This is a genomic window from Paenibacillus sp. WLX1005, from assembly GCF_046603685.1.
Taxonomy (GTDB): domain Bacteria; phylum Bacillota; class Bacilli; order Paenibacillales; family Paenibacillaceae; genus Saccharibacillus.
Genome location: NZ_CP176756.1, coordinates 3,170,904 through 3,182,652 on the forward strand (window position 1 = coordinate 3,170,904; position 11,749 = coordinate 3,182,652).

Sequence of the window (11,749 nt, forward strand, 5' to 3'; positions counted from 1 at the left end):
TGACTTGCTCCTGAATCGAATCATTCACGCAAATCAGATGTTACTCTGCCCGATGATAAAGCAACCCGTCGATCAGAAAAGGCAGTGCTTGTTCAATATAAGCTGTAGCAGACAGCTTCTGCTGATTTTGCCATTCTAACGAGGCTCCGTATAATGACCAGCTTAGCATCGTTGCGATAATATGCTGTCGTTCTTGCTCCATCTCCGGTTGCTGCTGAGCAAGCAGCTGCACAAGGATCGATTGCAGTTCTGCTTTCAGTTTGCGCTCCATATGCGACTGAATCAATTCGTATGTACGTACGGGCTTCAAGCGCAGCTGCTGATTACTCTGTTGTTGAAAATGAGCCAGTGTCATAAAAATATCAGTCATGCTCTCAACAGTTAATGATGCATGTTGCTGCCATTTGGATCTCACTTCATCAATCAAAAATAACGTGACCGCTTCATCCATCAAATGATATTTATCCAGAAAGTGCGCATAAAAGGTCGCACGGTTCACCTCTGCCGCATCGGTAATGTCCTTGATCTTGATTTGTTCAAAATCCTTGCTATAGCTAATCTGCATAAAAGCTTCCAGCAAAGCGCGTCTTGTTTTTACGGCACGTGGATCGGTGCTATTCATATTCGGTTACGTCTCCTTCCGATTTGGGCAACAATACAAGCCAACTGTTGTGTACACAACAAATGCAGCATATTGACGATTGAATGGTCTTACGTCGCTGCATACAATAACTATACAACAGCTGTTGCTTAAGTAAAAACAACAAGCTACCGACAGTTGTATGCCTATTCCATATTGTGAGGAGAAGTAAATGATGAATACAATCACCCCTTCTACTTTTAGTGAACTGATGCGTAAACGGAAGTCGATTCGTCAATTCCAATCGATGCCGGTGCCTGAACACGTACTACATGAAGCGCTGGAAGATGCCCAGTATGCTCCTTCCAATTGCAATACACAACCATGGCATGTGCATATCGTGTCCGGTGCGAAGAAGGATGAATTGAGTCAGGCACTGCTGCACGATGTAGTGCAAGGTCATGCGTCGCCAGATTTTGAATTTGATTTTAATCTGTATCATGGGCGTTATGCGCAGCGGCAAATTGAGCAAGTGACGCTCTTTTATCAATCGTTAGGCATTACTCGCGAAGATCGGGAGCAGCGTCAGCGAGCGCTGACACACAATTTTGAATTTTACGATGCTCCGCATGTTGCCTTTTTGTTTATGCCATCCTTTGGCGACAATGTCCGCGTGGCGTCCGATGTTGGTATGTATGGTCAATCGTTACTGCTGGCATTAGCGGCTCGCGGAATTGGTAGTATCCCGCAAACGTCGATTGCTATGTATGCAGATACGGTACGCCGCGTTCTGAATGTTCCGCAAGATCTGAAATTGTTGTTCGGTATTTCTTTCGGTTATGCTGATGAAGAGCAACCAGTCAATCAGTCGCATATTGGACGCGATCCGGTAAAGGACGCTGTGACGTTCCATTGAACATGGAGCGACTAAACATTTCATCCCAAATATTTACCAGCTAATATCTAACATTGAACATCCGCTATTGAACATTCAATGTTGAGCATCCGATATTGGATAGATAATAAGCGAATAGTAGTAACTCTTTGGACAGATGACAGATCGATTTCAGTAAAAAACGACTGTAGGACGCACATCAGCGTCCTACAGTCGTTTTTATTTCCATTATTCAGATCACATTCATTTATTCAACCGTATCATCGGGCAATTTCTGCACATTCATGGATACGATACATACGTCATCTTGCTGGCGATGCAGACGGGTTAATTTGGCGAGAAATGCTTCATTATCTTGATAAAGCAAGCTTTGTGCATATTGCTCCAGCTCTTCAATGACCGACTTCGGATTGGTTCCCGGACGGGTGATCAGACCATTAGTGTATAGCACGATCCGCGCAGATTCACCGTACTCCACTGTTTGTGTATCGGTGCTCATATCTTGCTTCATACCAATCGGCTCCGTTGTCACAACGAGACGAACCGGGTCTTTTCCTTCCGCCAGCAGTAATCCTTGTGCATGACCGGCGTTGAAATATTCAATCTGCTGCTTCTCCAGATCAATCATCATATAGATCGCCGTAAAATAAACAGCACGGCGCATCTTACCAAACAGCATACGCATTTGACGATTCAGCTCAGCACATACTTCCTTCGGGCGACGATAAATGCCGACAATACCATCCAACAAGGAGCGGATCGACATGCTGATCAGCGCCGCCGAGATGCCGCTACCAGATACGTCGATCAGTAGCACACCGTATTGAGTATCACTGAAGCTTTTCCAATAAAACATATCGCCAGACACTTCAGACGATTGAATATAGCTGCTACGAATGTTGATGCCGGGTTCGGTCAATGGCGGCGTCAGTACGCTATTTTGTAAATGACGGGCGAGCTGTAGATCCTTTTGCATACGCGATTCCCACTCTTTGCGCGCATCGGTTTCCGTTTTTAACCGTAGCGCTGACTGTACACGCGCCAGCAATTCGTACTCTGGTCCGCCTTTTTCGATAAAGTCCATACCGCCTGCGTTAAAGGCTTCTTTGAAATGGACCCGATCCGCTGTCAGGAAAATAATCGGCAAGTCTTGATAGACCGGCATCGACTTGATTAATTTACACGCTTCAATGCCGTCCACTTCTGGCATAACAATGTCGAGCAGGATCAGATCAATCGAAGCCGGCTTACGCGGCGCCTGACCTTCGTATATGCCGAGTAGCTGGTACGCTTCCTGCGCCGAACCAGCCGTAGTTACATCTTCATAACCAGCAGTTTTGAGTATATTTTCAATAAAAGCAAGGTTTAACTTGGAATCGTCCACTATCAATATGCTGCTCATCGGGTATTCCTCCTGAAAATGAAAGGTATACCTCTTTTTTCGTCAAAACGTGCAAAAGATGTAATAGCGATTAAGTTAGCCGTTGAGATATTTTATGTTGATTTACAATTCCATCATACCGCGCAGCGAGACGACAGCTGAGCCTGCTATACGAATGACCGCAGAGGAGCCATTCGGTTCGACGGTTGCGTACAATGTGCCACCGCGACAGATTGTATCACCTTGCCGGATTTCAATAGATACCGTGTGCTGCTGATCGATCAGCTGGTTCAAATACAGATATGCCATCAAGGCACCGTTGGCGGAACCGGTTACCGGGTCTTCCGCAATACCAATCGCCGGCGCAAAATCGCGTGTATAGATCTGGCTGTAATTCTCCGCTTTGCTGGTAAACAGATGCGTCGTAATGACACCCAGCTCACGATTGTACTGTGCCAGGTCACTTAGATCAGGCTTCGCTTCATCAATGGATATACGATCCGTTACTGGAACGAGTAAATGCCAATTTCCAGTATACCCAAGCTGAATAGGATGCGTCGTGTCGAGCTGCTGAATCGGAATGCCAATACCGCGGCTGAGTCGCTGCACATCGATCTCGGGCTGGCGAATGGACGGTGCTGCCTGCGTCATTTCCACCTGCGTTACCTGCCCATCGTGCTTGATCCAACGCACCGGAATGATGCCGATATTCGTCTGTAGTGCTACCCCATTGTCCAGTTGTGCCACTCCCGGTTCTGTCGCTAGAATCCAAGCGATCCCTACCGTCGCATGACCACAAAAATCCACTTCATCTGTCGGTGTAAAATAACGCACCCGGTAATCTGCCTGCGCATCTTCTGCCGGCAGCAAAAATACCGTCTCCGACAAATTCAATTCGTTCGCGATCTGCTGCATCTGTTGTTCATTTAAATGAGCACCATCCAATACGACACCCGCTGGATTGCCGCCAAATCTCTCTGTTGTAAAAGCATCTACATGGTATACACGTATCGGTTTCATCTCTGTCTCTCCTTCAGGTTGTACGATCACTTGCATTTACTAGTTTGCTGTACTTTACCTTTATACATCACAACAGAGCAAGCGTAAAACAGATAAAATCGATAACCATCATCGGCAAATATACCTCTTCGCTCGTACACCGCGTCACTCCAACGATGGTGCTTCACTGTAGCACCCATTTTGCATTATAAAAAAGCTGACCGCCTGCCATTACGACAGTCAGCCAGCTTCTTCAGCACTCAAATAAAATTCCAGCAAAATCGCTGTCCCTTCTGGGCTTGTGTGTAACATCACCCGATCAGCAGACACATACATAAGAGCAAACCCTTTGCCAAGTGAACTTTTACTGCTATACCCGGACACGAGAATCGTTTTGGGCAGTTCATGTAGCGGAATACCGGAGCCATGATCGGTAATATAAATCTGCAAACTACCGGACTTGCGAAATACTTCGATTTTGCCCTGCTGCGCATGTTTGATCAGATTCGTGACACCTTCGGATACAGCAAGCTTGATGCTCATTAATTTTTTGGGGAATTGTTGTCGGTAGAGGTCAGGCACTTGATCGACAACGAGTGTGCGGCTTGTCGATACATCTGCACGCGTGCTGATATCCATTCCCGCTACCCGTTCGCCCAGCTGACTTTCAATTTCCTGCTGCTGTAGACAGACGTCCATTTTACTATGGGAGAGTGTACGGATCACGTCACGATACGAACGAAGCGTATTATGATGCAGTTCCTCACGGTATTGCAGAGCAGGCGTAATATCGGTCAGCACAACCATCACTCGCGTATGCTCAGGATAGAAATAAGCTTCAAAGGTATGCTCATCGCCGGTCAATACTTCATAGAAGCTTTCCGCCATCAACAATGCCCGTTCAGCTAATCCTTCTGCCGCATGTACAATTGCTTCCGGGATATCCTGTACACCAGCGCCGGACAGCTTGCCGACATCGTCATATTTGAGCAGTCGTGTGCCTCCCGTAATACTAGTCAGCTCTGGACGCATCGTTTCATCGGGACGGATGACATGTTCCAGCTCCGCCGACATCTCTGTATGCTCATAAAAGGTATGCTCACGCAGCCAAGCGATCGTATCGCAACGAATCAACCGAACAAGCTGCGGGTCCAGTTCCTTGCCTGCCATCTGTTCCAGCTGACGCAGAATCTCGTCATCGTTGGCATATTGGCGAAGCAAGTACTCCAGTTGACTGCACAGATAGATGATCCGTGATTCATAAGGAATATTCCGCCCTTGCAATCCATTTGGAAAGCCTTTGCCATCATATCGTTCGTGATGATGCAGAATCCAAGCAGCTGCTTTTTTATCGCCGGTAATATTGCCGACGATGTCCGCTCCTTTGGAAGTATGCGATTCGTAAATTTGCTGTTCGCTAAGCGACAATGCTCCACGTTTGGTCAAAATATCGAGCGGTAGTAGCATTTTACCTACATCATGCAGAGCAGCGATATTCACTAGCTCAGGGCGTTTCTTCTTTGGATACCCAAATTGCTCCAAAATCTGCTCACAAATGATACCTACATTCCGTCCATGCCCTTCCGCCTGATTAACAAGGCGCAGTTCACCAATTCGGATAAACTCTTCCGTCCCCCGGCGTCGCAATTGAACCTGCTGAATATAGCCGTACGAGAAGAAGACGATCAGTAGCAAGAATAGTAAAATATACACCGTTTCATACACCATGTATCCAAGCGACAGATGATGTAGAAAATGAGGCACAATGACGGTACAGAGTACAACAGGAACTGCTAGTTCTTTCAGTTTGATCATCAGATTGTTGCGTAGCGGAATCCCGCTAATTGTGCGCGATACTCCCGCTGCCAGCGCAATATATAACAGACTGAATACAAATGTGCCGATTGCCACCTGCACATATAGCAGAGCATGAGTGTCGTTGTCGATCCACTCCATCACACGATGCGCGGCGTACAGACAGATCGTTAATTTCCCCTGTGCCGACATAATGCGAAATCCATTCATTTGCCGCAACTGAAATCCGGCTTTGCGCCAGTGGCTGATCAGTGTGCTGAGCGCAATCCCAGCCAGTGCTGCGGTCGGACCATATGCCAGCAGCAAGATGAGATAGCCAGCCAGACTTCCGCTATACTCTTCACCACTGAGCAACCGTACCGGAAACAAATCCAAAATCACAATGAGCAGCAAAATCGGCAGTACACTCGATAACAGCAAATGATTCGTATTCCAGATCATATAAACAAAGCTGCATAAACCAATCAAACTGAGCGGGATGGTATAAAGGTTTTTCTCTCTCACGTCAGCGAAAAGCTTCCTTGCCCAGAATCTCGTCCAGTTGCAGTAGTTCAAATACTTCCATTACTTCCGGCTGGATTCGTTCCAGCCATACCACCCGCTCCTGCTCTTGCAAATCCTGTACCAGCTTGATCAACAAACCAATGCCTGATGAATCTACAAACTGCACCTGCGCCAGGTCGATCACAATTGTCGCATATGATTGCAATGCTGGCTCCAATTGTTCCTCAATCAAATCGCCAGCGTCAATATCGATATCGCCTTCGCAATATACGGTAATCTGCCCTTCTTTTTCTTCCAATTGATATGAAAACATACCGATCACTCCTCATGCCATACAAAATGTTGATCCCGATTCACTCTTGCAAATACATGGTCCCGGTCTTCGACAAACTGATGAATACGTTCACCGATGCGTAACGTTGTGCCTGCAAGTACATGTTTGACACGTACATATCCGCCTTCCGCTACATGCAGCAGCGTTGTACCTGTGCCGGGTGAACCTGCTTCCTCCACGGTCATGCTGTGTCCTGCATAATACGTACCGCCGCGTAAAGCGCCACCCGCTTGCAGTCTGCCTTCACAGTGCACATGACTGTTGTAACTGCCTTTCTCGATCACAATATCACCGCCGCAGCGGATCGTACTATTTTGTACAAAATGAAACCGCGAGAAAATCTGCTCCATTGCAGGCAATACGACTACAGAATACAAATACCGTGTACGACGCATAAAGCCTTCCAAATCGTCTGCTGTGCGGAAATGACTAGAACCTTCAGTCAAAAATCCGCGCTGAATTTCTTTGAAATAACGTGTCCAGTCTTCGCTCAATACCGACTTGTATTGCTCGGCAACTTTTTGCATCCGATCCATATGATCATGCATCCAGCGAAAACGCCCTTGAAATAAAACCTGAAACAGTGGCGCTAGACCGACATTGTCCACATCGCTCAGCTTGAACGCGCTTGCGCTGCTAACCTGACGAACCGCTGCTTTTAACAATTCCGTCTGCTCTTCCATATAAGTCAGCATCGGAGCAATCTGTCCGTAAAACAGATACATTTGCCCGACCACGATGCGACTACTGATCACATTTGCATTGACAATCAACGATTGCCCCGCAATGATCTGCGCCATATTCACATTGCTACGGATATGGATATTGCCTTCCGCTTCCACCTGCATTGTATCTTGTACGGCACCGCTAATCTCTACATCACCGAGAAAATGAATATTGCCTGTTCCCAGATTCACATCGCCGCCGTGCATCAGCTTCGGTACGATGGACAGCTTAATATTATAACTTTGCTTCGTCTGACTCGGCATACCCGCTCGCAGTGCAATCGCACTCAAACGGTCAGCGGATAGCTGTACATCCTTGCCCGGAATAATCTGCACATTGCGTACTGGTGGAGCGGGAACGGTACGACCATAAATATCAATACCATCTGTCCCCGGCTCTGCTGGCAGTACAACACCGATAATATCGCCTTCATCGACCGCTGGAAATTCACGTGTCTCCCGGTAATCAATCGTGCCATCATCGCGCAGCTTCGGTTGAACTTTGCGCGCCTGAGTATCCGTTTTAAACTCAAATGAGCCGTCTGTTCCCGGCACTGGCAGACGACCGCTGGCGATTACAAATATACCTGCTTCTGCCGTTTCGCAAGCCAATTGCAGTGCCTGCTTATCAAGCCCATAGCTAACTTCCAGCTTGTTCAATTGCTCTTGTACCGCTCTTGCCTCGATCGGCAGCAGTGTTTTGTAATTCGTTACACGTAGCATCAATCGCGATTCTGGCGGGCTGTCTAGCAGATAACGCCGAATATGACTGCCCGGCTCCACTTGAAGTCTGACGGTCATTGCATCTGGATCAATCTGAATCTCCCAGACTGGTTCGCGCAGCTCTTCGGTTAATACTACTTCGATCACATCCTGCTCGCTCACCTGTGCGGTCTGACCAGCGAGCAATGGCTCTCCATTGATCAGAACATCACCAGATTTGAAGGCATCCAGACGAGGCAATGCTCCGCCGGGAAAGGTTTTCACCTGAATGCGGTTATCGGCTACCCAGACTTTGCCCTGCAATTCGGACGTATCTACTGCAAACGCGTACAAATCGTCCGTCTGCCCTTGCGCAAATGAAGCTTCTGCTGCTGCGGTATCCGGCTGCCGGTTGCCGACCTTGTTTACCTCATCCTCCGTCGGCAACACCGTTTCCTTCATCCATCCAGTTGTACGCAATTCCGATTCATGCACCGCAGAAGCCGTAGCCGTCTCTGAGAATATACCATCCGTATCAGATAGTGGAAGCGGACGCTCCAACACTTCTGTACCGGTAGCAGTACGATTGTCTGCTGCCGCATAATTGGGATGGTTATTCGTATTGGAAGGCGTCCCATTGTATTCGCGTACCAGCGTCACTTTGACAACAGCTGGTCTCGCATTGAATCCGAGCACGCCTTTATTTTCTTCATCAATAATCTCAATGCTGACATCCTGCTTGCTTGCTTCCAGCAGCGCCAGTGCGCGGTCTACAGCCTGTTCCACCGTTTTCCCCTTGGAGATTACGCTTCGTTCCATTCGTGTCTCCTCCATTCCATTGCTGTTCTGTCACTCCAGCTCGACAGATACGATACAAATATCATCATCACGCTGGCGATTCAGCCGCTCCAGCTTGCCGACAAAATTCTCATTATCCAAATAGTCCAAACTCTGCGCATATTGCTCCAGCTTGTCGATCCCAAAATGAATCGACGTTCCCGGCTGCTCGACCAGTCCATCGGTATAGAGGATGATACGGCAAGGAGTGTTGTAACGGATATGTGCGGTCTGTATGTTCATGTCTTGCTTAATGCCGACTGGAACGGTCGTTCCGCTGAGCTTGATCGGTGGTTGATCCTTCGTTAGTAGCAATCCCGGCGGATGCCCGGCATTCACATACTCAAGCTCATGCTTGTCCAGATCAATCAGCAGATAGATCGCGGTAAAATAAGCCGACCGCCGATTTTTGCCAAATAACATACGCATCTGCCGGTTCAATTCCATACATACTTCTCGCGGCTGACGATACGTACCGACGATGCCGTCCAGCAAGGAGCGAATCGACATGCTGATCAATGCCGCCGGAATGCCGTGACCAGACACATCGATCAGTAGCACGCCGCATTTGCGGTTATTGAACATTTTCCAATAAAACATATCGCCGGATACTTCAGCAGACTGGATGTAGCGGCTATGAATGGAGATGCCCGGCTCCAGCAGCGGCGGACTGAGTACACTGCGCTGAAGATGCTTGGCAAGCAGTAGATCCTTTTGCAATTTTTCTTCCCAATCTTTGCGGTCATCCATTTCCTTTTTCAAGCGTAGCGCGGATTGTACGCGTGCGAGCAGTTCATATTCTGGACCGCCCTTTTCAATAAAATCCATGCCGCCTGCACTGAACGCCTCCTTAAAATGCGCCCGGTCGGCAGTCAGGAAAATAATCGGAATATCCTGATACGTCTCTATGCTCTTGAGTACAGTACATACTTCGATGCCGTCAATCTCCGGCATTACAATATCCAGTAAAATCAAATCCACGGAAGCCTTTTTGCGTGGCGGTTGTCCGTCCACGATGCCCAGCTCCCGGTATGCCTCCTGCGCCGAATATGCGGCACGCACATCCTTATACCCTGCTTCGTGCAAAGTATTTTGGAGGTACGCCACATTGAGCTTGGAGTCGTCTATAATCAGTATGCTGCTCATCTGGCTTCTCCTCCGCCAATGTCCCGTTTCGTAGTGGACAGCGTATAGTGATATCATATGTTTCGACATTTTGCGGAGGTTATGTAATAGAATTTTAGGGATGTTTGGAAATAATAGTGCTTTTATTGGTAAAAGAAAGGGAATAACAGCAAAAAACCGGAATGTCAGCGATGATGCAGCTCTGGATCAGGGCATACATACATCGCGAAACGTCCGGTTTTGAGACAAGGTAATGCTTGAGAGAGGTATCTTGTTATGGAATGAGTCATACACAGTTACATATGTCAGGCAACAATATTATAAAATCACAACTCCAGTACTTGTCGTATCTCCAACCGACGAGCAGTCAGCTTCGGATTATCCGCAAAAAATTGCAGTTTCTTGTCCACGGTAGTCTGCGGTGTACCGGTTGGCAACGGATTGATTACAAAGGTCATCCACGTCTCTGCCATATCCTCGGCTACATTGGTCGCTGCGTAGGATGTGACGAACGTTTTGACGCCACCTTTGTTGCGGTAGAAATTAGCCACTTCCTGCTCGTTGGAGCCTTCATTTGCCGGTGCGTCTTTGCCGTATTTCTGCCAGAACTGTTTGTAATATTTATAGTAATCTGAGGTTGGACTGGCGCAGGAGTACAGATCCATCTTCACCGTTTTGCAGGGCGAGGTGGAGCTTTGTAGTGGTTTATAGGCAGATAACGTAAGAATATGCCCATATTCGTGCACCATTGTATCCTTCATCCAGTCTGCGTCGCTCAACCCGATTAGATTAATGCCCAGAATCCATTTGTTCGGATCATCCGTCGGCTGCACATATGCGGAGAACGGCTCGTTGAGATTGTTGTACACTCTGAACTGAACAATCTTGTTGACGTCCGAACCCGCAATCTCAGCAAACAGATCCCAAATATTCGTCATCTGTACACTCGCTGTACCGTAATAACGAGATGGATACAGTTTGCCCTGATGAACTGGAAACATAATATTTTTGCCAACGGTTTTGTCAACTTGATCTGTCGCTTGCGAATCCGGTTTCGTAGTGGATGAAGCAGATGCTGGAACTGACGCTCCAAGCAGGATCGATAATGTGATCAGCGCCATTACGCAATAGCGCATTGGTAGATGAAGCATGTGGCGATATGAATGGAAGCGTCTAGTTGTGGAATGAGGTTCGGAACTGATGGTGTAGTTGGCTGTAGAATTTGCTGCACGATTTGTTTTGGAGTTTGCTGTGCAATTCATTGTGGAACTTGTTGTTGGTGTTGTGGGATTCGATTCGTAATTACTGTCAAGCGGTTGACGACTTGTTTTCATAAATGGCTGCTCCTATGCTGTGTAATCATTTATTTTATTATAAGCAGGCGGTGTGTTGTTGATGTGTCCTTCTGTGAGTTGTTGGTAGATAGTTATGTATTCGGCAAAAAGATTCGGAGATTGAACAGCGATGCTGTAGTGTTGATACCAGAAGCAGGTAAGGTGCTTGTCGTGCTTGTCGTGCTTGTCGTGCTTGTCGTGCTTGTCGTGCTTGTCGTGCTTGTCGTGCTTGTCGTGCTTGTCGTGCTTGTCGTGCTTGTCGTGCTTGTCGTGCTTGTCGTGCTTGTCGTGCTTGTCGTGCTGCTAAATTGTATGTAAAATCTTCGCCCGTTTCAACTATATTTTAACATGGTGAAATCAGTTTGTTAATCGCTACACATCCACTATTGGGTACGCTAGGACTACGTGGTATCAAGCAACATATTGCTACCATTAACGGATATGCATAAAACAAAGGACATCTCCAATCCGAAGATGTCCTTGTATGATCTGATTTCGTTATTACCTCTACATCAAAC

The 11,749-nt window shown here is 47.3% G+C and carries 10 protein-coding genes; 2 read left to right on the forward strand and 8 right to left on the reverse strand.

Annotated elements, in window-relative coordinates:
• Nucleotides 1-40: 40 nt before the first annotated feature.
• Nucleotides 41-622, reverse strand: coding sequence for a TetR/AcrR family transcriptional regulator (locus tag ACE3MZ_RS13505; protein ID WP_411342678.1), 582 nt, complete (start codon nucleotides 620-622; stop codon nucleotides 41-43).
• Between the two features lie 190 nt (nucleotides 623-812).
• Between ACE3MZ_RS13505 and ACE3MZ_RS13510 the strand changes: the two genes are divergently transcribed.
• Complete coding sequence (locus tag ACE3MZ_RS13510) at nucleotides 813-1,496, forward strand: nitroreductase (protein ID WP_411342679.1); 684 nt, start codon at nucleotides 813-815, stop codon at nucleotides 1,494-1,496.
• A 226-nt stretch (nucleotides 1,497-1,722) separates the two neighbouring features.
• Here the strand turns inward: ACE3MZ_RS13510 and ACE3MZ_RS13515 are convergent, their stop codons facing one another.
• The 7 genes from ACE3MZ_RS13515 to ACE3MZ_RS13545 form a co-directional block, all read right to left on the reverse strand.
• On the reverse strand, nucleotides 1,723-2,877 hold the full coding sequence (locus tag ACE3MZ_RS13515; RefSeq protein WP_411342680.1) for a PP2C family protein-serine/threonine phosphatase: 1,155 nt from the start codon (nucleotides 2,875-2,877) through the stop codon (nucleotides 1,723-1,725).
• Between the two features lie 102 nt (nucleotides 2,878-2,979).
• A complete protein-coding gene (locus ACE3MZ_RS13520; RefSeq protein WP_411342681.1) occupies nucleotides 2,980-3,876 on the reverse strand; it encodes a PhzF family phenazine biosynthesis protein in 897 nt (298 codons plus the stop codon).
• Nucleotides 3,877-4,095: 219 nt separating this feature from the next.
• Nucleotides 4,096-6,174: an HD domain-containing phosphohydrolase gene (locus ACE3MZ_RS13525; RefSeq protein WP_411342682.1), complete on the reverse strand. Its 2,079-nt coding sequence runs from the start codon at nucleotides 6,172-6,174 to the stop codon at nucleotides 4,096-4,098.
• A gap of 1 nt (nucleotide 6,175) precedes the next feature.
• Nucleotides 6,176-6,487: an STAS domain-containing protein gene (locus ACE3MZ_RS13530; RefSeq protein ID WP_411342683.1), complete on the reverse strand. Its 312-nt coding sequence runs from the start codon at nucleotides 6,485-6,487 to the stop codon at nucleotides 6,176-6,178.
• Nucleotides 6,488-6,492: 5 nt separating this feature from the next.
• Complete coding sequence (locus tag ACE3MZ_RS13535) at nucleotides 6,493-8,754, reverse strand: flagellar assembly protein A (protein ID WP_411342684.1); 2,262 nt, start codon at nucleotides 8,752-8,754, stop codon at nucleotides 6,493-6,495.
• 30 nt (nucleotides 8,755-8,784) lie between these two features.
• The gene (locus ACE3MZ_RS13540) at nucleotides 8,785-9,918 is read right to left on the reverse strand and encodes a PP2C family protein-serine/threonine phosphatase (protein WP_411342685.1); all 1,134 of its coding nucleotides are present in this window, start codon (nucleotides 9,916-9,918) and stop codon (nucleotides 8,785-8,787) included.
• A 305-nt stretch (nucleotides 9,919-10,223) separates the two neighbouring features.
• Entirely contained in the window at nucleotides 10,224-11,231 is a 1,008-nt protein-coding gene (locus ACE3MZ_RS13545; RefSeq protein ID WP_411342686.1) for a hypothetical protein, read from the reverse strand.
• Between the two features lie 63 nt (nucleotides 11,232-11,294).
• Between ACE3MZ_RS13545 and ACE3MZ_RS13550 the strand changes: the two genes are divergently transcribed.
• A complete protein-coding gene (locus ACE3MZ_RS13550) occupies nucleotides 11,295-11,549 on the forward strand; it encodes a hypothetical protein (protein ID WP_411342687.1) in 255 nt (84 codons plus the stop codon).
• Nucleotides 11,550-11,749 lie beyond the last annotated feature (200 nt).

Bases quoted from the DNA above. Each gene is read 5' to 3' on its own strand.
- ACE3MZ_RS13540 (WP_411342685.1), bottom strand. From the start codon at position 9,918: ATGAGCAGCATACTGATTATAGACGACTCCAAGCTCAATGTGGCGTAC.
- ACE3MZ_RS13505 (WP_411342678.1), bottom strand. From the start codon at position 622: ATGAATAGCACCGATCCACGTGCCGTAAAAACAAGACGCGCTTTGCTG.
- ACE3MZ_RS13510 (WP_411342679.1), top strand. From the start codon at position 813: ATGATGAATACAATCACCCCTTCTACTTTTAGTGAACTGATGCGTAAA.
- ACE3MZ_RS13545 (WP_411342686.1), bottom strand. From the start codon at position 11,231: ATGAAAACAAGTCGTCAACCGCTTGACAGTAATTACGAATCGAATCCC.
- ACE3MZ_RS13530 (WP_411342683.1), bottom strand. From the start codon at position 6,487: ATGTTTTCATATCAATTGGAAGAAAAAGAAGGGCAGATTACCGTATAT.
- ACE3MZ_RS13515 (WP_411342680.1), bottom strand. From the start codon at position 2,877: ATGAGCAGCATATTGATAGTGGACGATTCCAAGTTAAACCTTGCTTTT.
- ACE3MZ_RS13520 (WP_411342681.1), bottom strand. From the start codon at position 3,876: ATGAAACCGATACGTGTATACCATGTAGATGCTTTTACAACAGAGAGA.
- ACE3MZ_RS13535 (WP_411342684.1), bottom strand. From the start codon at position 8,754: ATGGAACGAAGCGTAATCTCCAAGGGGAAAACGGTGGAACAGGCTGTA.